Raw genomic sequence first — 22,753 nt, 5'->3', positions numbered from 1 at the left:
TCAGGCCGCCCGCAGCCGCCGGGCCCACTGGGCGATCAGGCCAGCGGTGACGAGCGCGGTCAGGGCGCCGAGTACCGTGTAGACCACCGTGAACACGGCGGGAGCCCCGGAGAGCAGGAAGGCGAGACACAGCACCCCGTAGTCGGCCGGCAGCAGAGCGAGCGAGCGGGCCGCGCTCGGCTGACGTGGTGTCGCGGACTGATCCTTCGGCAGCAGGAACTGCGTCAGCAGGATCCCGGAGAACTGCACCACCGCCACGAACAGGTAGGCGAGCGGGACGAGCAGCCACCCCGTCGGAACGTCCCAGTGCAGCCAGGCGGCGAGCAGGACGGCGGTGTGGACCAGCACGGTCTTGCCGGAGTCGACGAGGTGGTCGAGCCATTCGCCGAGCCGCGACCCGCCGCCCCGCAGCCGGGCGAGCTGCCCGTCGGCGGAATCGAAGGCGAACCCGAGGACCAGCAGGAGGCCGACGCCGAGCCCGGTCAGGGGAGACGGCTCGGCGAGCACGAGCAGCACGAGTGCGCCCAGCGAGCACAGTGCCGACAGGCCGGTGACCGCATTGGGGGTGAGGCCGAGCACGTGGGCGGCGGAGGCGAGGACGCGGCCGATCGGGCGGTTGATCCAGCGCGAGTAGTAGGAAACTCCCACCGACGTCTTCTGCGCCCTGAACAGGCGTGCATAGCTGTCCATGAAGGTGTTCCCCGTAGCCATCTGCGCCTCCCCGTGCCTGGTGGGCCACACAGTACCGCTCCCGGCCCGGTGACGACGGAAGGGCCGGACCCTGACACGGGTCCGGCCCTTCCTCGGCGCGTGGGTCAGCGGCCGGAGCTGCTCACCGCGTGGTACGAGAGGTCCTGCTGCGTGACGGTGGACGTCACTGCGTCCTTGGTCTTCACCGAGGCGACGGTCGAACCGGACCTCGTGGCGGTGACCGTCGTGTAGCCCGTCTCCAGAGGGAACGTCTTGGCGCTCACCCCGGCCGGTGCCGTGTAGCTGTAGCTCTTGCTGCCGACCTTGACGCTTACGGTCGTGGACGCCTTCAGGAACGTCAACAGCTCGACGGTGTCGCGCGGGGTGGTGCGGTTGCCGCTCCACTGGACCATGATGCCGCTGTAGGAGGGTTTGGTCTTGTAGGACTGGATGCGGTGCGTGACGTAGATCACGTCGGAGGTGATGGCGGGCTTCGCATCGGTCTTGAACTGCGTCGCGTAGTACTTGCTGATGTCGAGGAAGCTGTACCCGTGGTCGTCCGAGGGGGCGAAGCTCGTGCCCTCTGAGTAGTCGTTCCAGGTGGTCAGGAGCACCCAGTCCGCGTCCTGCGAGATGGCCTTGTCCCAGCCTGCGCGCAGGGTCTCGGTGTTACCTGCCTCGTCGTAGAGCTTCTGGTTCGGGCGCTCGTCCTGGACGGCGACGGGCTGCATCCACAGCTTGCCCAGCTTGTGCGCCTGGGCAGCGTAGTTGGGGCCGTTGGCGGTCAGGAGGGGGTCGCGGGCGCCCCAGTTGCCGAAGCCCATGCTGATCGACGCGTAGTCGCTCATCTTGCTGGCGTTCAGGAAGACGGGGAAGAAGGCGGTGGAGATGGAGTACTTCGACTTCATCAGGTCCAGGATCGACTTCCACTGGGAAGCGGTCTTGTTCTCCGCCTTGAAGGGGGAAATCACGACCTTGCCGCCCACCTTGTAGACGGACGAGTACTTGGACAACGTGGCGAGAGCGGCGGCGAGATCCGCGGCGGAGGCCTTGCCCGCGCTGGCGGTGGCGTCTACCTGCAGCATGATCTTGAAGTCACTTGAGACAGCCTCGGCCGCCTGCATCAGCAGGACGGTGCGGTCCCAGTTCGAGCCGCTCAGCGAGAGGATGTCAACCGCGAAGCCGTCGATGCCGGCGTCGATGGCCTGCCTGACCTCGGTCTTCAGGTCCTCCAGCTTGTAGTTGCCGGAGATGGGGTCACGGGTCAACGGGCGATCGCGCAGCAGGCCGCCGACGCTCGCGTACTTGCCGTTCTCGCCCGAGGCGACGAGGTAGTGCCTCGCGTAGTAGTCAGCGTCGCTCGCCTTGTTGTCGATGGAGACGGGGTACGGCGGGAAGTAGTGCGCGAACACCATCTTTCCGTTGTCCGTGGCCGAGTCCGTCGCCTCGGACGTCTTGTCGGAGGTGCTCGAGTTGCTGCTCGAGCCGCTGGTGGAGATCGTGACTGTCAGCGTCGGGGCCTTGGCGCCGGTGGCCGAGAAGTTGAGCTGTGCCGCCGAGACAGTGTTGCGGACCTCGAACGAGGCTCCGGTCGTGATCTGGGAGGCGACCTTCGACGCGTTGAGCTTCAGTGCGCTGGTCTTGCCTGCCGGGGCGGTCGAGGTGGTGTTGACCTCCGCGCCGAGGGCGGCCGGGCGTGCGGTGTAGGTGACCTTGGCCGCGGTCCAGGAGTTGTTCACCGGGACGACGGTGACATCGGTGCTGCCCGAGCCGCCGACCGACGTCACGTTCAGGTTGAGGGACGCACCGGTGATGGACTCGCCGGAGGCCAGCGTCAGCTTGTCGAAGCCCAGGTAGCTCGCGTACATCGTCTTGCTGCCGAACAGGGTGGTGGCCGTCGAGAAGTTCGTCGTCGTGGCGGCGCTGGAGGTGTAGGTGGTGCGGGTCGCGGGAAGGGTGACCGTGCGCGTCGTGGCCGCGTCCTCTGCCTGGGCCGTGGGGGCGAGCAGGGCTCCGCCGCCGATCAACGTGCTCAGGAGGACGGCGAGGAGCAGCGCTCCGAGGGTCCTGGGGCGGACTCTGAATGACTTCATCAGGAAACCTGTCTTGCGGGGGTGCGGGGGTGCGATGCGAACAGTGAGTGTGAAGTTGTCAGGGACTCGCGATGGCTCGAGCATCAAGCTGAGTAAATCTTAACAAACTCTCAGGTTCGTGTCGAAACGGGACCATCTTCGGTCACCAGGGGGCTCGTTTCGGCCATTCTGTGACCGTTCTCGCAGATTGGACAGGCCGCGGCAGGCAACTCACCGCGCGGCCAGGGGCTGAGGTGTGGACATATCGACGTCCTGGGCGTCGAACACGAGTAGTCTGTGGCCATCGCAGACCGGGGGGAGAAGCGATGAATCTGTCTGTTGTGGGGGACGGCCCCAGGATCGTGGGCTATGTGCCCGGTGGCTGGGACATGTTCCACGTGGGCCACCTGAACATCCTGAGCCACGCGAGGAAGCACTGTGACGTGCTGATCGTGGGGGCGGTGACTGACGAGGCTCTCGAGGAGATGAAGGGCAGGCGCCCGATCATCCCGCTCGCCGAGCGGATGGCCATCCTTGAGGCGTTGTCAATGGTCGACAAGGTCGTCGTCGACACCTCGAGCGACAAGGTCAAGGTGTGGGAGCAGGTCCATTTCGACGTGCTGTTCAAGGGCGACGACTGGAAGGGCACGTCCAAGGGCGAGCGGCTGGAGAAGGCCATGGCAGGGGTGGGCGTGCGGGTCATCTACTTCCCGTACACCCGCAGCACCAGCTCGACGCAGCTGCGTGCCGCGCTCGGCGAGCGCCTGGGCTGACCCGGGCGCCTCAGCCGAGACCGGCCGGTGGGGGCGTGAGGTCCCTGAACGTGCGCAGATGGTAGGTCAGTGACGAGCCGGGTTCCGTCTGCGCCTCCATGACGGTGCCGAGCACGACGGTGTGGTCGCCGCCGGGGGTGAACGTCAGCTCCTCGCAGCGGAGCCATGACGTTGCGCCGTCGATGCGGGGCAACCCGTTGTCGGCGTGCCAGCCGAGCCCGTCGAAGCGGTCAGCCTCGCCGTGCCGTGCGAACTGCAGCGCGATCTCCGACTGGCCACCGGCCAGGACGTTGATCCCCGCGCGGCCGCTGGCACGCAGCCGCTCGATCATGCCGCCACGGTTGTCCAGCGCGAACAGCACCATCGGGGGCGTGATCGACAGTGAGGCGAAGGCGGAGACGGTCGTCCCCGTCGGCATGCCGCCGAGCGTCGTCGTGATGATCGTGACGGGGGCCGGGACGTGGGCCATGGCCTCGCGGAACTCGAGTTGCAGTTGATCCACGGCGACCACGCTATCCCGGCACGGCAGGGGTCGGCGTCAGCTGAGACGGGACTTCGCCGTCGGCTCAACTGCCGAAGGCGATGCAGATCGGGCCGATGATCACCAGGCAGGTCTGGGTGGGCGTCGGGGTGACGGTCGGGTCGGGCGTCGGGGTGACGGTCGGCTCGGGCGTGGGTTCCGGGGACGGCTCGGGCGACGGCTCGGGCGTGGGCGACGGGGTCGGGGAATCCGGGCGTTCGGGGGCGGGGATGAAGAGCGGGGGCGTGGTCTCCGGCATCGTGGGTTCGACCTGAGACGGTGTTTCGGTGGGAGGCGGCGACGAGTCCGCAGTCGCGGACGGGGTGGGCTGTGTAGACGGTGTGGATCTCGTCGTCGCGACGGTGGGCACGACGGTCGGGACGTCCGTTGCCCGGGACGTGGGGCGGATCAGCGCTGGAGGCGTTGTCGGTTCGATGACCGGCCATGGTGTCGACTCAACGATAGGGGCGGTGGTACTCGGCTCCTCGTGGACCGCGGGAGATGGCGACCGGCTCCCTGACTCGAAGACCGCCGTGCTGGCGGACGCCGACGCGGCGGCAGGGACCGGGGCACGCCGCTGGTCTGGTCCTGCAGCATCCGTCGATCCACCGCCCGAGCCGACTGCGACGAGAGCCACGGCCGTCGCTGCGAGGATCGCGACGCTGGCGACGGCCCCGATGGGACTCATGATGACGCTGGCCGCCGTGTGTGCGGCCGCGCTGGCGCCCGATGAGGGTCCGGGTGCCTGGGCTGCCTGCGCCGTAGGAGGGGCGAGCACGCCAAAGGCCAGCAGGCCGACCGCGGACCCTCCGGCCAGGACCGCGACGAGTCGGAGAGTGGACCCGAGGCCCGCGATCCGACGGTTGGCGCGCGAACAGTTTTCGCACTCGCCGAGGTGTTCGTCCATGCGCGCGAGCTGGGCCGCGGGCAGCGAGGCGCGGACGTGGGAGCCGATCCGCTGTAGCGCCCACTGGCATTCCCGGCGCCGGGAGCGGGTGTCGACCTGGGCCTGCAGCCAGGCCTTTGCGAGTCCTTCCCTGGCGCGCCGGGTCAGGACGGAGGCCGCGTTGGGGGTGAGCCCGAGGTCCCTGGCCACCTCGGCCGCCGACTGGCCCTCCACCTCCACCCGCCACAGCACGGACTGCCACCGCTTCGGGAGCGTGCGGAAGGCGTCGGTGACCAACTCGTGGTCGGCCATGGCCTCGTCGAAGCTGACCTCGCCGGAGGCCAGTTCGAGTACCTCGTCGTCGGTGGGAACCTCGCGCGAGCGGCGTCCCCAGGTCGCGGCCAGGTTGCGGATGGTCGTGTGGAGATACGGGCCGAGGTCCCGGCGTGGCCCTCCGCCGCCCTGAATCGTCCGCCAGGTCCGGGAGAAGGCCTCGGCCGTCAGATCCTCCGGATCGAGACGGTTGGTGGTGCCCCGCGCGACTCGCACAGCACTTGCGTGATGGCGGTAGAAGAGCGTCGTGAAGGCCTCGTGGTCGCCTGCACGGGATAAGGAGAGCAGTTCCTCGTCGGAACGGCCGTCAGCGCGGGCGCGGTCGAACGTCGCGGCTGTCGTGGCCGGACGCTGTCGAGTGCTCATGCCTCAGGACTCCGTCTCACATGGGTGGGTGTACGCAAGCGTAGGAGACATTCGCGGGCGGCGAAACATGTGGTGCGGGGCCCGGGAACGGCTCGGAGACGCACTCGTCGGAGAAACCTGTCGGGACCGCGTCACATTCCCGGGTCTGCGGGGTCTTGCCAGATAGAGGGGGTGTGGAAGCGCATTGGGGGGGCGATTCCACATCCTCTCCGACGGCCTAGCGTCCCTCTGCGTCGTCCGCGTCGATGTCCTGCATTCCTGGCGTGTCGTAGATGAGCGACGCGCCGTCGGCGGACTTCTTCATCTGCTCGGGGGCGATGAGGCGGGCGAGGTGGTAGACGGCGACGACGACGATCGTGCCCAGCGCAATGCCGCTCAGCGAGAAGCTGCCGAAGGGGACGGACACGTCGCCGACGCCGATGATGATGCCCGCGGAAGCAGGGATCAGGTTCAACGGGTTGCCGAAGTCGACGTTGTTCTCACGCCAGATCTTCGCGCCGAGCAGGCCGATCATGCCGTAGAGGACGACAGTGATGCCGCCGAGGACGGCCGACGGGGTGGCGGAGATGATGGCGCCGAACTTCGGGGAGAAGCCGAACAGGATCGCCACGACCGCGGCGACCAGGTAGGCGGCGGTCGAGTAGACGCGGGACGCCGCCATGACGCCGATGTTCTCCGCATAGGTGGTGGTCGGGCCGGCGCCGACGGAGGTCGCCAGCATGGAGCCGACGCCGTCGGCGGCGATCGCGCGGCCCATGTAGTCGTCCAGGTTTTCCTTGGTCATCTCGGATACGGCCTTGACGTGGCCGGTGTTCTCAGCGATGAGGGCGATCACGACCGGCAGGGCGATGATGATGGCGCCGAGCGAGAAGTGGGGCAGGTGGATGCCGACGATGTTGTCGGTGGCGCCGTAGGTCCAGTTGGCGAGGTCCGTGAGCGGGGGCAGGCCGATCCAGTCCGCGGAGGCGACGCCCGACCAGTCGACGCGCAGCGCCTCGGACACGGTGCCATCCTCGGCGACCTTCTGCAGGGGCCCGAAGGCGAGGTCGGCGAGCCAGCTGAGCACGTAGCCGATGATCAGCGACAGGAAGATGGCGATGCGTCCCATGAAGCCGCGCAGGCCGATCGACAGAGCCACGACGATGAGCATGACGACGAACGCGAGCCACGGGTCGACGGGCCAGTAGACGCTCGCCACGACCGGGGCGAGGTTGAAGCCGATCAGCATGACCACGGCGCCGGTCACGACCGGGGGCAGCGCCTTGTGGACGACCTTCGCGCCGGCGAAGTGGATGACCAGACCGACCATGAACAGCGTCAGGCCGACGACGAACAGCGCGCCGGTCACGTCGGCGGGGTTGCCGCCCGCGGCGTAGATCGCCGTCGCGACGCCCACGAACGACGCGGAGCTGCCGAGGTAGCTCGGCACGCGGTGCTTGGTCGCGAAGATGAAGATGATGGTCGCGATGCCGGACATCATCACCGCAAGCTGCGGGTTGAGGCCCATCAGGAGCGGGAACACGAACGTCGCGCCGAACATGGCGACGACGTGCTGCGCGCCGAGCCCGATCGTGCGTCCCCAGTTCAGTCGTTCGGTGGGTTTGACCACGGCCCCGGGGAGGAGCTCGCCGTTGTTATGCAGTGTCCACATCAGCGCGGAATCCTTTCGTCCGCGGAATGGTACAGGTCACGGTTCGTCCCCTGTCGACCCCGCAGCTCCCCTCGCCCGCGCCGCGGGCAGGTGGCCGATGGACCGCCTCCTGCACGGTAAGATGGGTCGCCTTCCCGGACGCTCGTCGCGCCCCGTTAGGCTGAACCCATGGCTCATGACGTTGCGGTGCTGGGAGCGACCATCGCTGGGCTGACCGTGGCCCGCCGGCTCGCCCACAAGGGCTATGACGTCCTGGTACTCGACCCGAACCCCGAGGGCGACAGCGCGGCCATCGGCCACGGCGTCGCCGCCGTCGGCCACGCGTCGACGATCGCCAACATGGCTAACGCCTACGGCCTCGACGCGGCGCGCGAACACATCCGCCGCAACCTGTCCGGGTTCCATGAGATCCGCCGCATCCACCCCGACCACACCATGCTCGCACTGAGTGACCGTTCGCTGCCCGGAGGCGACGAGAGCGAGTCGCGTTCGATCGTCGAGCTGTACCGCGAGGAGGGGATCGAGGCCGACCTGCTCGTCGCTCCCGACGGCGTCAGCGTCCGCACCCAGGCGCTGTCCGTCGACGTCGCCGCCTACGCCGCGACGCTGCGGGCCGCGGCGGTGGCGGCGGGGGCCAACGTCGTGCACGGCGTCACCGTCGCCCACCTGACCAGGCGTGAGGGAGTCACCCGTGTGCACTTCCGCAACAATCTCGCCTGGGTCCGTGACATCGGCACGGTTGGCGCCCGTGCCGTCATCGACACTCTCGGCGTGAGCCCCTGGGGTGCCGCGGCGCGCGTTGCGCCGGCCCAGTGGGTGCCCGTCGTGAGATGCACCCCGCGCAAGGCCCTGTCGCAGGTGTCGCTGTGCGCGACGTCGGCGGCCTGGATGATCCGCCCGCTCGGCGACCGCGCGCTCGTGCTCGGCCAGAAGGCCAGCATCGGTCGCATCGCGCAGGCGGGCGTGGAACTGCACGACTGGTGCGTCGAGCATCTTGGCGCCACCGACCTGGTCGAGGGACGACTCGCCATCGACCCGAGCGACCACGGCCGCCCCGTCGTCGGCGCCTCAGCGATCCCCGGCGGCTACTACGCCCGTGGCAATGGTCGTGGCGAGCTGATGAACGGTACCGCCAGCGGCTGGTACCTGGCCGAGTTGATCGGCGGCCAGCGCTCGGCCGGCGGCGCGATGCCACCGCTCAGCCGGCTCCGCGCCTACGGGGCCTCGCGCCTTCGTCGTCGGGGCTAGGTCGGGTGCACGGGTCCCTGAGCGTGTGTTCGGGTCCCTGAGCGTGTGTTCGGGTCCCTGAGCGTGTGTTCGGGTCCCTGAGCTTGTCGAAGGGCGCCGAGCGGAGCGAGGTGTAGCAAGGCGGGGACTCTTCGCTGCGCTCAGGGCGTTTCGACGAGCTCAACGATCCGGGTCAGATCCAGGCGTTGCCCAGCCACATGCGCATCAACCACTCGGGGCGGGTGAGGAGGTCGGCGGTCAGGATCGGGTAGATGAACGCGAAGTTCCACAGGATCACGGCGATGATGATGCCGACGACCATGGCCTTCAGCCACCGTTTGGGGTTGTGGTCGCGGGGCCCGAGCAGCTTGCCCAGCGCCATCGCCAGGATCGTGCAGCTGAACGGGATGATCATGATCGCGTAGAAGAAGAACAGGGGGCGGCCCGCATACTGGAACCAGGGCAGCCAGGCGGCGGCGATGGCCACGAGCGGCACGCCGAAACGCCAGTCGCGGCCGGCGACCCACCATCCGATGGCGAAGATGATGGCGATCAGCGCGGACCACCACAGCAGGGGGGTGCCCATGCCGGAGATGATCCGCAGGCACGTCGTGCCTACCGCGGTGCAGCCGTCCTCGCCGGGTTCGATGCCATTGACGGCCTCGATCCCGATGGGCCTGAGCATCAGCAGCCAGCCGGCCGGGTTCGCCTCGTAGGGGTGCGTCGCGTCGACCATCATGCCGGTTCCGGTGTGGAAGTTGTAGGCGAGCTGGTGGTAGTGGAACAGCGATCCGAGGGCCTCGCCGAAGCGCTGGACGAGCGGGTCGTCCGGGTTCTCGGCACCCCAGGACCGCGCGTAGCCGCCCGACGTGGTGAGCCAGCCCAGCCACGAGGCGAGGTAGACGGGGATCGCGACGACGACGAGCTGCACGAACGCTGCCGGTGCGTCGATGACGATCGAGAGCCACTGCTTCCGCCCGGCTCCGGCGAGCCGCCGGGCGCCGATGTCCCAGAAGACGACGAGGATGCCGAACGCGGCGATCAGATAGATCGAGTTCCACTTGACCGCGCACGAGGCGCCGAACATGAGGCCGGCGACGACGCGCCACGGCCGCCAGAGAAGCAGCGGCCCGAACCGTCCGTCGAGGTCCGGCTGACCGCTGCGTTCGAGGTGGTCGGCCAGCCGGTGCCGGAACCAGTCCCGGTCGGCCACCAGCGCGGCGACGGCGGCGACGGCGAATGTCGCCTGGAAGATGTCGAGCAACGCGAGACGGCTCATCACGAACGCGAGGCCGTCGAACGTCAGCAGGAGGCCGGCGATGGCACCGATCAGCGTCGAGCGGGACAGGCGGCGGGCCAGCCGGATTGTGAAGAACACCAGCAGCGAGCCGAACAGGACCGCCGAGATGCGCCAGCCGAACGAGTTCATCCCGAAGAAGTGCTCGCCGACGCCGATCAGGAGCTTGCCGAGCGGCGGGTGCACCACGAACGAGGGGGTGTCCTGCATGCCGCTGAGGTCGCCCTGCACGATGAGGTCGTTGGCGTTCTCGGTCCAGTTGCGCTCGTAGCCCGACTGCAGGATCGCCCACGCGTCTTTGGCGTAGTACGTCTCGTCGAACAGCAGCTTGTTGGGGAAGTCGACGTTCCAGATCCGGATGAAGAACGCGAGTGCGGTGATGCCGATGGTCACGGCCCAACCGATGGCACGGTCACTAAGGCGGCCGTCTCGGAGAGCCTGGAGGGTCGTCAGCACGTCGCCCAGCATAGGCTGATGGCATGCAGACCCTGACGGGCGGCTCACTCATCCTCGCCGCGACCCCCATCGGATCATCCACCGACGCCAGTCAGGCACTCCGCGACGCCATCGCCTCCGCCGACATCATCGCGGCCGAGGACACCCGCCGGTTCGTCACCCTGACGAAGCGGCTGGGAATCGAACCGGTGGGTCGGATCGTCAGCTACTTCGAGGGAAATGAGTCGGCCCGCACCGGCGAGCTGGTCGAGGCCGTCGCAGGCGGCGCGCGGGTCGTGCTGTGCACCGACGCAGGCATGCCCAGCGTCAGCGACCCCGGCTACCGCGTCGTGGTCGCCTGCGTCGAGCGTGGGCTGCGCGTCACCGCCGTCCCCGGCCCGTCGGCCGTCCTGACAGCGCTGGCCGTCTCAGGCCTGCCCGTCGACCGGTTCTGCTTCGAGGGATTCCTGCCCCGCAAGTCGGGAGAGCGACGCCGACGCCTCGGGAAGCTCGCGGCGGAAGAGCGCACGATGGTGTTCTTCGAGGCCCCGCACCGGCTCGCCGCGTTCCTGACCGACGCGGCAGCCGAACTGGGCGACGAACGGCCCGCGGCCGTCTGCCGGGAGCTGACCAAGCCCTACGAGGAGGTCCGACGGGGCGGGCTCGCCGAGCTCGCCGGGTGGGCCGCCGAGGGGGTGCGCGGCGAGGTCACGATCGTCGTCGCGGGGGCCGAGGACATCGAGGTCAGCACCGACGAGGCCGTGCGCCTGGTTTTCCGCGCCATGGATGGCGGTGCGAAACTGTCTGCTGCGGTCGCCGAGGTGGCGAAGGCCACGGGGGCGAACCGCAAAGAGCTGTACGCGGCCGCGCTGGCCGCCAGGGAGGGCAAGTGAGCGTGTTGGAGGGACTGGGGCTGCCGCCTCTGCCGGAGGCCCTGCCCCGCCGCGTGATCGACAACCACACGCACCTGTTCTCGACCGCCAACTACTCCGGGCTGCAGGTGGACGACAGCCTGAGGCTCGCGGCCCAGGTCAATGTCACGCGGGTCATCGAGGTCGGCTGCGACGTCGACGACGCGCGCTCCGCCGTCGACCTCGCCGCCCGGAACCCGCAGGTCCGGGCGGCCGTGGCCCTGCACCCCAACGACGCGGCCCGCAGGTTCGCCGCCGGGGGTGAGGAGGCGCTCGCCGACGACCTGGCCGCCATCCAGGCTCTCGTCGACCGCGACGAGGTCGTCGCCGTCGGCGAGACAGGCCTCGACTACTTCCGCACACCCCAGGGCATCGGCCGCGAGATCCAGGAGCGCAGCTTACGGGCGCACATCGCGTGGGCGAGGCGGACGGGCAAGACCCTGATGATCCACGACCGCGACGCCCACGACGACGTGCTGCGAGTCCTGGACGACGAGCCGCTCCCCGAGCGCGTGGTGATGCACTGCTTCTCCGGCGACGCGGACGTCGCCCGGCAGTTCGTCGACCGCGGTTGCTGGCTGTCCTTCCCCGGGGTGGTGACGTTCGGCTCGGCCGGGGCGTTGCGGGAGGCCGCCCTGGCGACCCCCGTCGACCGGCTGCTCGTCGAGACCGACGCCCCGTACCTGACCCCGAAGCCCCGACGCGGCAAGGCCAACGCGCCCTACCTGCTTCCCCACACGGTCGCCTTCCTGGCCGACCTGCTCGGCATGGACCTTGCCGAGTTCTGCGACCTCACCGTCGCCAACACGTTCGCCGCCTATGGAGAGTGGGGCACGGATGCCTGACACAGGCCTGCTCGATCCCGCCTCGGTGCGCCGCCTCGCCGCCGAACTCGACCTGCGCCCGACCAAGCAGCGGGGACAGAACTTCGTCATCGATCCCAACACCGTGCGCCGCATCGTCACCATGTCGGGCGTCACCGCCGACGATGTGGTGCTCGAGATCGGCCCCGGTCTGGGGTCGCTGACGCTGGGCCTGCTCGAGGTCGGAGCCCGGGTCGTCGCCGTCGAGATCGAGGACCGGCTGGCCCACCGGCTCCAGCAGACGGTCGCAGAGCGCCTCGGCCCGGACGCGGCGCTGCGCCTCGACGTCGTGAACATCGACGCGCTGCAGGTCACGGAGCTTCCCGTGCAGCCCACCGCCCTCGTCGCGAACCTCCCGTACAACGTCTCGGTGCCCGTGTTGCTGCGGATGCTCGAGCTCTTCCCGCACTGGGACCGCGGTCTGGTGATGGTGCAGCTGGAGGTGGCGGACCGGCTCGTCGCCCCGCCGGGCTCGAAGGTCTACGGCGTCCCCAGCGCCAAGGTCGCCTGGTACGCCGACAGTGCCCGCATCGCGACCGTTCCGCCGAAGGTGTTCTGGCCCGTCCCGAACGTCGACTCCGGACTGGTGCGCCTGACCCGGCGCCCCGCGCCCGACACCCCGGCGACGCGCGAGGCCACCTTCCGGGTGGTCGACGCAGCCTTCGCGCAACGCCGCAAGATGCTGCGCGCCGCGCTCGGCGGGCTGTTCGGATCCGCGACGGCTGCGTCGGACGCCATCACCGCCGCAGGCCTCGACCCGCAACTGCGGGGCGAGAAGCTGGCCGTGCAGGACTTCGCCGCGATCGCGGCCCAGCTGCCCGCCTGAGCGAGCCATGGGCAGCGCGGCGGCCGTGCGGTAGGTTCGAGTCGTGACGACTGCAGTGCGTGTGCGGGTGCCCGCGAAGGTGAACCTGGCCCTGCGCGTCGGCGGGGCCGATGCCTCCGGCTATCACGAACTCGGCACGGTCTTCCAGGCCGTCAGTCTCGGCGACGAGATCCTCGCGGAGCGTGCCCCGGCCGGCGTCTTCACGCTGGCGTTCCACGGCGAGGGGGCCGGGTTCCTGCCGGTTGACGACACCAACCTCGCCATGCGCGCGGCCAAGCTGCTGGCGGCCCGTTGCGAGGTGACGGGTGCAGGCGTGCGGCTCACGATCCGCAAGCGGATCCCCGTCGCCGGCGGCATGGCGGGCGGCTCCGCCGACGCGGCCGGCACGCTCGTCGCCTGCAACGCGCTGTGGCAGGTGGGCGCCACGCGCAGCGACCTGCACCCGCTCGCCGCGGAGCTGGGTGCCGACGTGCCGTTCCTGCTGCTGGGCGGCACCGCCATCGGGACGGGGCGGGGTGACCAGCTCACCTCCATGATGACCAGCGGCACCTACCACTGGACCTTCGCGCTGGCCCACTCAGGGCTGTCCACCCCCGCTGTTTTCCGCGAGTTCGACCGAACCTCCACCCCCGATACCACCGAGATCCCCGTCGAGCTGGTGGAGGCGCTGCGGCTCGGTGACACCGGAGCTGTCGGTGCGTCCCTGGTCAACGACCTCCAGGGACCGGCCGTGTCGCTGCTTCCGCAGCTCGCGCACACCCTCCGGCTCGGCCTCGAGGCGGGGGCGCTGGGTGCCATCGTGTCGGGCTCCGGGCCGACCTGTGCCTTCCTCGCCGGGTCCTCGGCGCACGCCGCCGAGCTCGCGACGGCGCTGGCACGGTTCAGTGGGGTGCGCGCGGCGCGTCGGGCATTCGGCCCGGTGGCCGGAGCGCAGGTTCTCCCGTGAGCGACGAGGTCGACCGCGTCGTCGACGCCTGGCGCCGGGTGCGCCCCGACCTCGGCCTCGATCCGCTGCACATCTGGTCACGGCTCGACCGACTCTCCGGGATCCTGGAGGGTCGGCGCAAGCTGGCCTTCGCCGAGCACCAGCTCGAGTCGTGGGAGTTCGACGTGCTGGCGGCCCTACGCCGGGCTGGGGAGCCCTACCGGCTGAGCCCCGGGCAGCTCGTGGTCGAGACGCACGTCACGTCGGGGACCATGACCAACCGCGTCGACCGGCTCGTCGCGCGAGGGGCCGTCACCCGCGAGAACGACCCGAGCGACGGCCGCGCCGTGCGGGTCAGGCTGACCGGGGAAGGGCTGGCGCTGGTCGACGCCGCCTTCGAGTCGCTGATTGCGATGGAAGAGGAACTGCTCGCGCAGTGGACGCACGCCGACAGGGTGCGGCTGGCGGACTACCTGCGGGTGCTGCTGGAGTCCTCGGCCTGAATCGAGGTGGCGCGTCGTTCGCGCCGCGCGTCGATGGTCTGCATTACGAGCTGCGGGTCGGGCTTCAGGTGCGCCATCCCGTTCCAGGCGAGGTTGATCAGGTGCCGGGCGACTTCCTCGCGCGACGGCTGTCTGTTGTCCAACCACTGCTGGCCGGTCTGAGCGACCAGCCCGACGAGGGCTTGGGCGTAGAGACCGGCGAACTTCGGATCCTGACCGTTGCGGGCGAACTCCTTGGCGAGCAGCACCTCCGACTGCCCGGCGATGTCGCTGAGGATCGACGCGAAGGAGGCGCCAGCCTCGCCGCTGGTGCCGGTCGACGATGGGTCGCGCGACAGGATCCGGAAGCCGTCCGGGCAGCTCTCGATGTACTCGAGCAGCGCCATGGTCCCGCGTTCGAGGAGCTCACGCGATCTGGCGCCCGGCGTGGAGAGGGCAGCGCGGATCGAGGTGTGCAGCACCTGGGTCTCGCGGTCGACGACGACGGCGTAGGCGCCGTCCTTGCCGCCGAAGTGCTCGTAGACCACGGGTTTCGAGACGCCGGCCCGTGCGGCAATCTCCTCGACGGAGGTCCCCTCGAAGCCACGCTCCGCGAAGAGCTCGCGGGCGATCGCGATGAGCTGCTCGCGGCGCTCGGCCGCGCTCATCCTGGTGCGCGGGCGGCGGGCGCGGGGTGCGGGCTGGCGACTGGACATTGCCACCATTGTTTCACGCCGTGACGAGGGCCTCGCCGCTGCCCGCCCCGGCCGCCAGCCAGCAGCCCTCGACATGATCGTCGACCGCGCCGACCGCCTGGAGCAGCGCGTACATCGTCGTGGGGCCGACGAACCTGAAGCCGAGCCGCTTCAGATCCCTGCACAGCGCCACGGACTCCGGCGTGCTGCCGGGCACCTCGCCCGGCAGCGGGGCGCGCCCGCGCGGGGCGGGAGTGTGCCGCGCCACGACCTCGGACAGGCGCCCTCCCTCTTCGTGCAGGGCCAGCAGCGCACGCGCGTTACTGATGGCGGCCGCGATCTTCAGTCGGTTGCGGACGATGCCCTCGTCCGCCATCAGCCTCGTCACGTCCTCGTCGTCGAAGGCCGCGACCGCGGACGGCGAGAAGTCGCGGAACGCGGCCCGGAACGCGGGTCGCTTGCGGAGCACCGTGATCCAGCTGAGACCGGCCTGGAAGCCCTCGAGGGCGACCCTCTCGAACAGGGCACGCTCGTCGGGGGAGTCCTCCACCGGGCGACCCCATTCCTCGTCGTGGTACGCCTCGTACAGCGGGTCGCCGGATCCGAAGCAGCGCTGTCTGTCCATGGTCACTCCTTGGCTCGTCGGGGAGGCCAACTCTTCCATCCGGCGCCGACGAGATGCCGCTTCCGCGCCCGGCTGTGGATAACTGGGTGGCAGAGCGTGGCGAGCCGCCCATCGACGGCGGGCCGCGCCACACCCGTGCCCGAGGTGGCCTAGACTCATGCACGGTCCCTCGTGGACCGATCCCCGGTTGGTCTTTCGGCAGGGCCCGCCTGACTTTGAATCAGGACAAGCGAAGTAGGTTCGACTCCTACCCGGGGAGCTGTGATGTCTCAGGACATCGGAATAGCCGCTGCGTCGCGCCACCCTTGTTGGCCGACGCCACCCTTACCGACAAACGCCACCCTTCTTGACCGACGCCACCCTTGTCAGCACATGCCACCGCCATGGCGGTGGCATGTGTCGAGAGAGGTGGCGTCCGTCGGTAAGGGTGGCGTCTGTGAACCGGTGAAAGAGCAAGTCGTTATCTCAACCCGTTCCGCTGGAGCTGCTAGTTGCGCCTTCGGGGACTGAGCACGTCGCGGGCGAACTCCGAGATCCTGATCGAGCCCCGAATGCCGGCTGCGACGAGTCTCACTTCGAGTTGGTCGATGAGCGCTCGAGCCCGCTCCGGTGTCAGCGCCAGCCCGTCGTTCATGCGCGGCTGAGCGATCGCTGGTCGATCATGATGTTGAGCTGCCGGAGCCGGTCGGGGGTCTCCGCCTTGGCGCGTTGCTTCAGGGAGGCGTACTGGCCGAAGGGATACCAGGCTCGGCTCAGGCGCGTTGGCTGGGCCCAGGCGGGCCGGCGATCGGCGGGGATGGCGTCGCCGACGACGGCGCGGAACAACTGTTCCCAGCGGGGGTCACCGATCTGGGATGGTCGGCGCCCGAGGGACTCATCATCAAATCGCTCGGGTTGGGCGGCGATGGTCTGCGCCGCCTGGGTCAGGAGCCGGAGCGCGTACTCGGGGCGATTCTCGTCGAGAGCCAGGTTGATCTCGTCGGTGACGTTCGCCGGCGCGAAGGGCGCGTAGGGGTCCTCCGGGGTGGCGTCGAGTCGGAGGCCCTGGCCCGTGGCCGCGAGCGCGCGCCGGAGCGTGTCGAGCTGGATCGTCCCGGCGCGCTCTGAGCGCTCCATCCGGGAAACAGCGCCGACCGTGATCCCCAGGCGGCCAGCAAGCTGCGCGCCGGTCAGGCCGGCGGACTTCCGTGTGGTCCTGATGAGATCACTCATGCGCCGATTATATCTCTAGCTCAATTTCGCGCCATCCGTCGACGGGGTAGACGCCACCCTTGTTGACCGACGCCACCCTTGTCAGCACATGCCACCGCCATGGCGGTGGCATGTGTCGAGAGAGGTAGCGTTTGTCGGGAAAGGTGGCGTCTGGCCGGTGGGCTATCCGAGCACCAGGGCCAACTCGCGGTCCGCCAGCGTGACGACGGCGCTTCGTGCCTCCTCGGGGGAGTCAGCGTCGAGCACGGCCTGCAGCATGGCGGTGCAGGTGGCGAGGTCGTGGCGGCGCAGGGCGGCCCTGACCAGGCCGGTTCTCGCCGTCGCCATCGAGAGGGAGGAGACACCTGCCCCGGTGGCCACGAGCGCAAGCAGCGGGTCCCCGGCGATCTCGCCGCAGATGCCGACGGGCTTGCCGGCGGCGCCGCTGACGCAGGCTCGGATGGTGGACCAGAGCGCCGGCTGCCAGCCGCTGAGTAGAGGAGCGAGCCGCCCGTCCATGCGGTCAGCCGCAAACAGGTACTGGCTCAGGTCGTTGGTCCCGATGGAGGCGAAGTCGCAGTCCGCCAGCACCTGCCCCGACCGCAGGGCGGCGGCAGGTATCTCGATCATCGTGCCGACGGTCGGAAGCCCGGCCGCCCTGCCCAGGGCCGCGAACCACGAGGCCTCGCTGGGCGTAGCGACCATCGGCGCCATCACCCACACGTCGGCCGACGTGGACCGCCGGGCTGCTGCGAGGGCCTCGAGCTGATCGTCCAGGAGGTGACGCAGCTCGCGGTGCAGCCGCAGACCGCGCACCCCGAGCGCGGGGTTCGCCTCCTCGCCGAGGTTCGCGAAGGCCAACGGCTTGTCGGCACCCGCATCCAGCGTGCGCACGACAACCTTGCGTCCGGCGAAGGCGTCGAAGACCCGGGTGTAGGCCTCCGTCTGCTCGGCGACGCTCGGCGGCTGCTCGCGGTCGGGGAAGAGGAACTCGGTGCGGAACAGTCCGACCCCCTCGACATCGGCGCGGGACGCCAGAAGCGCATCATCGAGGGTCCCGACGTTGGCCAGCACCTGGACCCGGTGGCCGTCGCTGGTGGTGCCGGGGCCGACCCCGTCTGCCTGCAGCTCGATGCGGGCCCTGTCACGGGCCACGAGGGACCCGGCGGCCTCGGGTGTCGGGTCCGTGATGACCAGGCCGCTGCTGCCGTCCAGCCCGACCCGCCCGGGCGCCGCCGACAGCACGCCCGCGGCCTGCACGAGACCGTTGTCGGACAGAGGGGTCGCGAGGGCCGTGGCCATGATGCCTGCACCGAGAACGACGATTGAGGACATGAGATTCCTTCCAGAGTGCGCAGCCGTTGCGCTGATCCCCGACGGTGGGGACGTCGATGACATTACTGAGCCATCCTCCGGAAAACGTCACGGAAAGAGCCGGACCGTTGCCACCTGCCGACGGCGCGGCGACCTATCTCCCCGAACAGCGAAGGCCGGTCCCCTCGGGTGAGGGGACCGGCCTTCGCCGTTGCGGGATGGATCAGGCCTTGCCCTCGACCGCGCGGTCGAAGACGGGCTTGTTGTCACCGTCGTAGCTGTAGACACCGATGAACGCGGACGACGGGTCGTTCTTGTCGTTGATCGCGCCGATGCCCGCGATGCCCTTGTAGGCGATCTCCTTGCCCTCGGCCAGAGCAGCGACGCCGTCGGCGTAGGTGCTGACCTCGACCGCGCCGGACTCGGAACCGGAGACGGCCTGCAGGTTGTCGGAGATGGTCTGGCCGTCGGTGGCGCCACCGCGGACCGCGGCGAGCGCGGCGAGGATGGTCGCGTCGTAGGACTCGGGGCCGTACGAGAAGTCCGTCAGCGCCTCGCCCTCGGACTCCTTGTACCAGTCGGACAGCTTCGCCTTGAAGTCGTCGGAGGCCTGGGCGCCGGGGATGGTGCCCTGCGCGCCCTCGAGCGTGCCGGCGTCGAAGTCCTTCGAGTAGTCGGCGGTGTTGCCGTCGCACAGGAAGAGGTTGGTGGTGTCCCAGCCGGCGGCCAGCAGGGCCTTGACGATCGCGACGGTCTCCTCGAAGGCGACGATGACGATGGTGTCGGGCTTGGTGGCGAGCGCCTCGGTGACGATCGAGCTGAAGTTGGACTCGCCGGGAGCGAACTCCTGGCCGCCGCCGGTGGCGCCGTAGACGACCTCGCCGCCGCCGTCCTCGACGGCCTTCTGGACGTTGTCACGCAGGCCGGTGCCGTAGTCCTCGTTCTGCACGATGACGGCGACCTTCGAGTAGCCGGAGTCGAGGACCGCGGAACCCAGCGCGGCGCCCTGGACGGTGTCTGGCGGGGCGGTGCGGGAGTACAGCGGGCTGTAGCCCGACAGAGTGGTGGAAGTGTTGGCCGGGGAGATCATCATGATGCCGGCCTCGGTGATCTGGTCGACCACGTTGAGGGAGACGCTGGAGGAGGCGGCGCCGATGACGACGTCCGCTCCGCCGTTGATGAGTTCGGTGGCGCCCTGCGTCGACACGTTCATGTCCGTCGAGTCGCCCGAGTCGGCGGAGACCTCTTCGACCTCGCTGCCGAGCACGCCGCCGGCCTCGTTGATGTCATCGATCGCCAGGCCGACGCCCGCGATCTCGGGCGGGCCGAGGAACGCCAGGGTGCCGGTGATCGGCAGCAGGGTGCCGACGGTCAGCGGCTCGGCCGCAGCGGCGGCGGCCGACGACGAGGTGCTCGTCCCAGCGGAGGTCGTGGTGGTGGGCGTGGTTGAGCTGCAGGCGGACAGTGAGATGGCAGAGGCCGCGAGAAGTGCGAGACCCGCCTTCATCGTGAAATGTCGGCTCATGTGAGTTTCCTCCGAGTTGGATTCCGGGGCCGGTCGGCCGTCAGTGGAAGAACTGCGCTGTGCGCGTCTTGCAGGGAACGCTAAAGGTCGAGCGTTTCGTCTGGTGGCCGTTCTGTTTCAAGGCTGTATCAGAATAATCTCTTTTTGGTCACGGCTGGAGCGTTCACTCAAGGCGTATTGCCGGGTGCTGCGAATCCGTGGACGGGACCCGGGGAGCCGGGATTTCATGACATGTCGCCGCAGGTCAGGTGCCACATGGCGAAGTGCCGACCCGCTGCACGCAATGTGCGGCGGGTCGGCGATGAATCGCGAAACTGTGAAGGTGTCGCCCCTGCGGATTCCCCCTGTAAAGAGATGGTGAAATGGTCAGGCGATGTGGTCCGTCTCTTTCGACTTTCTCTCCTCGGCCGCGGAGTCCACGTCCGCAGCGAGGGTCCCGAGATAGAGGCTGATGACTTTCGGGTCGTTCAAGAGTTCCCGGCCGGGTCCGACGTAGGCATCTCGACCCTGGTCGAGCACATATCCGCGGTCGCAGATCTGCAGGCAGCGGCGGGCGTTCTGCTCGACCATGATCACCGACACGCCGGTCTTGTTGATCATCCGTGTCCGGATGAATGCCTCGTCCTGCAGCGCGGGGGACAGTCCGGCGGAGGGCTCGTCCAGCAGGAGCACAGACGGGCGCATCATGAGCGCCCTGCCCATGGCGACCATCTGCCGCTCACCGCCGGACAGCTGCCCGGCTCGCTGCGACCGGCGGGCGCCCAGCTTGGGGAAGATGTCGGTGACGTACTCCCAGCGCTCGTCGAACAGCTTCGGCTTGAGGTACACGCCCATCCGCATGTTCTCCTCGATCGTGAGCGAGGGGAACACGTTGTTGGTCTGCGGCACGAAGCCGACGCCGCGGGCCACCAGGGTGTTTGCCCGCTTGTTGGTGATGTCGTCGCCCTCGAGAGTCACCGTCCCGGAGCGGACGTTCACGAGCCCGAAGAGCGCCTTCAGCAGCGTGGACTTTCCGGCACCGTTGGGGCCGATGATGCCGACCAACTCGCCGTCGCCGACCGTCAGGGTGCAGCCGTTGAGGATGTTCACGCCCGGCAGGTAGCCGGCGACGAGGTTGTCGGCCACGAGGATCGGGGCAGACGCGCTCGTCGCCCCCGCCGTGGTGGACTCCGTGGAGGTGGTCATGGTGCTCCTACCGCTTCTGCTCTGCCAGGTCGCGCTGGCGCACTTCCATCAACTTCGCGAGCTGATCGGGGTCGATCAGCGAGTCGTCGCCCAGGTCGACGTCGTGACGCGCGCCGAGGTACGCGTCGACGACCGCCTGGTTCTCCATGATGTTCTCGGGTGGCCCCTCGGCCACGACACGGCCCTCGGCCATCACGACCACCCATTCGGAGATGTGACGCACGGCATGCATGTCGTGCTCGACGAAGACCACCGTCATGCCCTCGTCGCGCAGGGCCTGGATGTGGCCGAGCAGCGACTGAACGAGCGCGGGGTTCACGCCGGCCATCGGCTCGTCGAGCATGATGACCTGCGGGTCGGTCATGAGGGCGCGGGCCATCTCGAGCAGCTTCCGCTGTCCGCCCGACAGGCTGCCGGCGAAGTCGGCTGCCTTGGCGTCGAGCTTGAAGCGGGATAGGATCTCCAGCGCCCGCTCCGTGTTCGCCTTCTCCTGGCCGCGCCACAGCGGCTTGATGAGCGAGGGTAGGAACCGCTCCCCGGTCTGGCCGGTGGCGGCGAGCAGCATGTTGTCCAGCACCGTCAGGCGGGACAGCGCCTTGGTGAGCTGGAAGGTCCGAACGACCCCCTTGCGGGCCACGTAGGCGGCCGACTTGTTGGTCAGCGAGACGCTCCGGTCGAACGTCCACTCGCCGGAGTCGGCCTTGTCGAAGCCGGTCAGCAGGTTGAAGAACGTCGTCTTGCCGGCGCCGTTGGGTCCGATGAGCGCGGTGATGGCACCCTTCTGGAACTCGACGTGCTCGACGTCGACAGCCTTGATGCCCCCGAAGGAACGGGTGACGTTGCGGGCGGTCAGGATCGGTAGGGGCTTTGCGGCGCCGACCACGGGCTCGACGAACTGGAGGGCGTGCGCCACCGCATCGTCGGGCAGGTCGATGCTCAGGTCGAGATCGGCGCGGGAGGGCAGGTCAGTGGGCATCGAAGGCCAGCTCCTTCTTGTTTCCGAAGATTCCCTGGGGTCTGAAGATCACGAGGCACATCAGCACGACGCCGACCAAGAGGCCGCCGATCTGTTCGATCTGCGTCGAGGAAAGGATGGTGTCGGGCACCGCGGCGCGCATGCCCGAGCGGACCAGCATGTAGGCGGCGAAGAACAGCATCGAGCCGATCACCGGGCCGAAGACCGTAGCGGCGCCGCCGAGCAGCAGGACGGTCCACACCCAGAAGGTGGTCGTGCGGCCGAGACCGTCGGGCTGCACGGCACGGGGCAGCACGAACAGGACACCGGCCAGTGCTCCCATCACGCCGCCCAGCACCAGCGACTGCATCTTGTAGGCGAAGACGTTCTTGCCGAGGGCGCGGACGGCGTCCTCATCCTCGCGGATGCCCCTGAGCACGCGCCCCCAGGGGCTGCGGGTCAGCAGCCAGACCAGCAGCAGCGCCGCCAGCACGAGCAGCCAGGCGACGATGCGCAGCCACCACGAGTCGGAGCCGTTGTTGGCGTAGGTCCACGGGCCGATGGTGGTGGTGCCGTCCGGCAGCGGTGAGAGCGCCTGGAAGGTGCCCTTGAAGGAGTTGCCCGTCAGGCCCGACGACCCGCCCGTGTAGGCGTCCAGCACGGTGGAACGTCCGACCATGCGGATGATCTCGGCGGCGGAGATCGTCACGATGGCCAGGTAGTCGCCGCGCAGCTTCAGGGTCGGGATCCCCAGGATCAGGGCGAACGCCGCGCCGGCAGCCATCGCCACGAGCACCGCCTGCCAGAGTGCGGCACCGTTGATGGTGGCGATAGCGAACCCGTAGGCGCCCAGCAGCATGAAGCCCGCCTGGCCCATGTTGAGGAGGCCGGTGAAGCCGAAGTGGACGTTGAGTCCGATGGCCGCCAGCGCGTAGGCGGCGGTGGTGGGGGCGATGAGTTCGCCTGCGGTCTGCGCGAGGACGCGGAGCCAGTCCATGTCTAGCCT

21 protein-coding genes and 1 tRNA gene are annotated in these 22,753 nt (G+C 69.1%); 8 read left to right on the top strand and 14 right to left on the bottom strand.

Annotated features, from left to right (window positions below):
* Both QH948_RS11315 and QH948_RS11310 read right to left on the bottom strand, forming a co-directional pair.
* On the bottom strand, window positions 1-711 hold the full coding sequence (locus tag QH948_RS11315) for a CDP-alcohol phosphatidyltransferase family protein (protein WP_281144477.1): 711 nt from the start codon (window positions 709-711) through the stop codon (window positions 1-3).
* A gap of 104 nt (window positions 712-815) precedes the next feature.
* The gene (locus QH948_RS11310) at window positions 816-2,783 is read right to left on the bottom strand and encodes a glycoside hydrolase family 71 protein (protein WP_281144476.1); all 1,968 of its coding nucleotides are present in this window, start codon (window positions 2,781-2,783) and stop codon (window positions 816-818) included.
* Between the two features lie 305 nt (window positions 2,784-3,088).
* On the opposite strand from QH948_RS11310, the gene QH948_RS11305 reads away from it, so the two are divergent.
* Window positions 3,089-3,535 carry an FAD synthase family protein gene (locus QH948_RS11305; protein ID WP_281144475.1) on the top strand — a complete coding sequence of 149 codons (447 nt, stop codon included), beginning with the start codon at window positions 3,089-3,091 and terminating at the stop codon, window positions 3,533-3,535.
* Between the two features lie 10 nt (window positions 3,536-3,545).
* Here the strand turns inward: QH948_RS11305 and QH948_RS11300 are convergent, their stop codons facing one another.
* The 3 genes from QH948_RS11300 to QH948_RS11290 all read right to left on the bottom strand — a co-directional run bounded on the left by QH948_RS11300 (window position 3,546) and on the right by QH948_RS11290 (window position 7,294).
* Entirely contained in the window at window positions 3,546-4,037 is a 492-nt protein-coding gene (locus QH948_RS11300) for a flavin reductase family protein (RefSeq protein ID WP_281144474.1), read from the bottom strand.
* Window positions 4,038-4,101: 64 nt separating this feature from the next.
* Window positions 4,102-5,640, bottom strand: a complete 1,539-nt coding sequence (locus QH948_RS11295) for a sigma-70 family RNA polymerase sigma factor (RefSeq protein WP_281144473.1) — start codon at window positions 5,638-5,640, stop codon at window positions 4,102-4,104.
* Between the two features lie 217 nt (window positions 5,641-5,857).
* Window positions 5,858-7,294: a uracil-xanthine permease family protein gene (locus tag QH948_RS11290; RefSeq protein ID WP_281146191.1), complete on the bottom strand. Its 1,437-nt coding sequence runs from the start codon at window positions 7,292-7,294 to the stop codon at window positions 5,858-5,860.
* A gap of 165 nt (window positions 7,295-7,459) precedes the next feature.
* On the opposite strand from QH948_RS11290, the gene QH948_RS11285 reads away from it, so the two are divergent.
* Window positions 7,460-8,539, top strand: a complete 1,080-nt coding sequence (locus QH948_RS11285; protein WP_281144472.1) for an FAD-dependent oxidoreductase — start codon at window positions 7,460-7,462, stop codon at window positions 8,537-8,539.
* Between the two features lie 172 nt (window positions 8,540-8,711).
* Here the strand turns inward: QH948_RS11285 and QH948_RS11280 are convergent, their stop codons facing one another.
* A complete protein-coding gene (locus QH948_RS11280) occupies window positions 8,712-10,283 on the bottom strand; it encodes a dolichyl-phosphate-mannose--protein mannosyltransferase (RefSeq protein WP_438874097.1) in 1,572 nt (523 codons plus the stop codon).
* Window positions 10,284-10,294: 11 nt separating this feature from the next.
* Here QH948_RS11280 and rsmI point away from each other — a divergent pair, with 11 nt between their 5' ends.
* From rsmI to QH948_RS11255, 5 genes are read left to right on the top strand one after another with little or no spacing between them, the layout of a single operon-like run.
* Entirely contained in the window at window positions 10,295-11,143 is an 849-nt protein-coding gene (rsmI, locus tag QH948_RS11275; RefSeq protein ID WP_281144471.1) for a 16S rRNA (cytidine(1402)-2'-O)-methyltransferase, read from the top strand.
* Window positions 11,140-12,006: a TatD family hydrolase gene (locus tag QH948_RS11270; RefSeq protein ID WP_281144470.1), complete on the top strand. Its 867-nt coding sequence runs from the start codon at window positions 11,140-11,142 to the stop codon at window positions 12,004-12,006. Before rsmI ends, QH948_RS11270 begins: the two co-directional genes overlap by 4 nt.
* Window positions 11,999-12,850 carry a 16S rRNA (adenine(1518)-N(6)/adenine(1519)-N(6))-dimethyltransferase RsmA gene (rsmA, locus tag QH948_RS11265; protein WP_281144469.1) on the top strand — a complete coding sequence of 284 codons (852 nt, stop codon included), beginning with the start codon at window positions 11,999-12,001 and terminating at the stop codon, window positions 12,848-12,850. The genes QH948_RS11270 and rsmA overlap by 8 nt, the downstream gene beginning before the upstream one ends.
* A gap of 43 nt (window positions 12,851-12,893) precedes the next feature.
* Window positions 12,894-13,796: a 4-(cytidine 5'-diphospho)-2-C-methyl-D-erythritol kinase gene (locus tag QH948_RS11260; protein ID WP_281144468.1), complete on the top strand. Its 903-nt coding sequence runs from the start codon at window positions 12,894-12,896 to the stop codon at window positions 13,794-13,796.
* Window positions 13,793-14,278 (top strand): MarR family winged helix-turn-helix transcriptional regulator, encoded by a 486-nt coding sequence (locus QH948_RS11255; RefSeq protein WP_281144467.1) that lies wholly within the window; start codon window positions 13,793-13,795, stop codon window positions 14,276-14,278. Before QH948_RS11260 ends, QH948_RS11255 begins: the two co-directional genes overlap by 4 nt.
* On the opposite strand, the gene QH948_RS11250 is transcribed toward QH948_RS11255, so the two are convergent.
* Together QH948_RS11250 and QH948_RS11245 are read right to left on the bottom strand one after the other, a co-directional pair.
* Window positions 14,245-14,982 (bottom strand): TetR/AcrR family transcriptional regulator, encoded by a 738-nt coding sequence (locus tag QH948_RS11250; protein ID WP_438874096.1) that lies wholly within the window; start codon window positions 14,980-14,982, stop codon window positions 14,245-14,247. The two genes, QH948_RS11255 and QH948_RS11250, sit on opposite strands and share 34 nt — an antisense overlap.
* 4 nt (window positions 14,983-14,986) lie before the next feature.
* Window positions 14,987-15,577: a DNA-3-methyladenine glycosylase I gene (locus tag QH948_RS11245; RefSeq protein ID WP_281144465.1), complete on the bottom strand. Its 591-nt coding sequence runs from the start codon at window positions 15,575-15,577 to the stop codon at window positions 14,987-14,989.
* A gap of 180 nt (window positions 15,578-15,757) precedes the next feature.
* Between QH948_RS11245 and QH948_RS11240 the strand changes: the two genes are divergently transcribed.
* Window positions 15,758-15,836: transfer RNA gene (locus tag QH948_RS11240), tRNA-Gln, on the top strand.
* 371 nt (window positions 15,837-16,207) lie between these two features.
* On the opposite strand, the gene QH948_RS11235 is transcribed toward QH948_RS11240, so the two are convergent.
* The 6 genes from QH948_RS11235 to QH948_RS11210 all read right to left on the bottom strand — a co-directional run bounded on the left by QH948_RS11235 (window position 16,208) and on the right by QH948_RS11210 (window position 22,744).
* Window positions 16,208-16,789: a helix-turn-helix domain-containing protein gene (locus QH948_RS11235; protein ID WP_281144464.1), complete on the bottom strand. Its 582-nt coding sequence runs from the start codon at window positions 16,787-16,789 to the stop codon at window positions 16,208-16,210.
* A 162-nt stretch (window positions 16,790-16,951) separates the two neighbouring features.
* The gene (locus QH948_RS11230) at window positions 16,952-18,103 is read right to left on the bottom strand and encodes a putative PEP-binding protein (RefSeq protein WP_281144463.1); all 1,152 of its coding nucleotides are present in this window, start codon (window positions 18,101-18,103) and stop codon (window positions 16,952-16,954) included.
* A gap of 202 nt (window positions 18,104-18,305) precedes the next feature.
* Window positions 18,306-19,607 (bottom strand): ABC transporter substrate-binding protein, encoded by a 1,302-nt coding sequence (locus tag QH948_RS11225; RefSeq protein WP_281144462.1) that lies wholly within the window; start codon window positions 19,605-19,607, stop codon window positions 18,306-18,308.
* A gap of 366 nt (window positions 19,608-19,973) precedes the next feature.
* Window positions 19,974-20,792, bottom strand: coding sequence for an ABC transporter ATP-binding protein (locus QH948_RS11220; protein WP_281144461.1), 819 nt, complete (start codon window positions 20,790-20,792; stop codon window positions 19,974-19,976).
* 7 nt (window positions 20,793-20,799) lie between these two features.
* On the bottom strand, window positions 20,800-21,768 hold the full coding sequence (locus QH948_RS11215) for an ABC transporter ATP-binding protein (RefSeq protein ID WP_219083374.1): 969 nt from the start codon (window positions 21,766-21,768) through the stop codon (window positions 20,800-20,802).
* The gene (locus tag QH948_RS11210) at window positions 21,758-22,744 is read right to left on the bottom strand and encodes a branched-chain amino acid ABC transporter permease (protein ID WP_281144460.1); all 987 of its coding nucleotides are present in this window, start codon (window positions 22,742-22,744) and stop codon (window positions 21,758-21,760) included. The genes QH948_RS11215 and QH948_RS11210 overlap by 11 nt, the downstream gene beginning before the upstream one ends.
* Window positions 22,745-22,753: the final 9 nt, after the last annotated feature.

It is taken from the genome of Tessaracoccus lacteus (assembly GCF_029917005.1).
In the GTDB taxonomy this organism is placed as follows: Bacteria; Actinomycetota; Actinomycetes; order Propionibacteriales; family Propionibacteriaceae; genus Arachnia; species Arachnia lactea.
The sequence above is the reverse complement of the archived record's forward strand: the minus strand, read 5'-3'. Positions and strand labels throughout refer to the sequence as shown.

Excerpts from the sequence above, each read along its gene's own strand:
- QH948_RS11315 (WP_281144477.1), bottom strand. The coding sequence starts at position 711 with ATGGCTACGGGGAACACCTTCATGGACAGCTATGCACGCCTGTTCAGG.
- QH948_RS11310 (WP_281144476.1), bottom strand. The coding sequence starts at position 2,783 with ATGAAGTCATTCAGAGTCCGCCCCAGGACCCTCGGAGCGCTGCTCCTC.
- QH948_RS11305 (WP_281144475.1), top strand. The coding sequence starts at position 3,089 with ATGAATCTGTCTGTTGTGGGGGACGGCCCCAGGATCGTGGGCTATGTG.
- QH948_RS11295 (WP_281144473.1), bottom strand. The coding sequence starts at position 5,640 with ATGAGCACTCGACAGCGTCCGGCCACGACAGCCGCGACGTTCGACCGC.
- QH948_RS11285 (WP_281144472.1), top strand. The coding sequence starts at position 7,460 with ATGGCTCATGACGTTGCGGTGCTGGGAGCGACCATCGCTGGGCTGACC.
- QH948_RS11280 (WP_438874097.1), bottom strand. The coding sequence starts at position 10,283 with ATGCTGGGCGACGTGCTGACGACCCTCCAGGCTCTCCGAGACGGCCGC.
- rsmI (WP_281144471.1), top strand. The coding sequence starts at position 10,295 with ATGCAGACCCTGACGGGCGGCTCACTCATCCTCGCCGCGACCCCCATC.
- rsmA (WP_281144469.1), top strand. The coding sequence starts at position 11,999 with ATGCCTGACACAGGCCTGCTCGATCCCGCCTCGGTGCGCCGCCTCGCC.
- QH948_RS11250 (WP_438874096.1), bottom strand. The coding sequence starts at position 14,982 with ATGGTGGCAATGTCCAGTCGCCAGCCCGCACCCCGCGCCCGCCGCCCG.
- QH948_RS11245 (WP_281144465.1), bottom strand. The coding sequence starts at position 15,577 with ATGGACAGACAGCGCTGCTTCGGATCCGGCGACCCGCTGTACGAGGCG.
- QH948_RS11235 (WP_281144464.1), bottom strand. The coding sequence starts at position 16,789 with ATGAGTGATCTCATCAGGACCACACGGAAGTCCGCCGGCCTGACCGGC.
- QH948_RS11230 (WP_281144463.1), bottom strand. The coding sequence starts at position 18,103 with ATGTCCTCAATCGTCGTTCTCGGTGCAGGCATCATGGCCACGGCCCTC.
- QH948_RS11225 (WP_281144462.1), bottom strand. The coding sequence starts at position 19,607 with ATGAGCCGACATTTCACGATGAAGGCGGGTCTCGCACTTCTCGCGGCC.
- QH948_RS11220 (WP_281144461.1), bottom strand. The coding sequence starts at position 20,792 with ATGACCACCTCCACGGAGTCCACCACGGCGGGGGCGACGAGCGCGTCT.
- QH948_RS11215 (WP_219083374.1), bottom strand. The coding sequence starts at position 21,768 with ATGCCCACTGACCTGCCCTCCCGCGCCGATCTCGACCTGAGCATCGAC.
- QH948_RS11210 (WP_281144460.1), bottom strand. The coding sequence starts at position 22,744 with ATGGACTGGCTCCGCGTCCTCGCGCAGACCGCAGGCGAACTCATCGCC.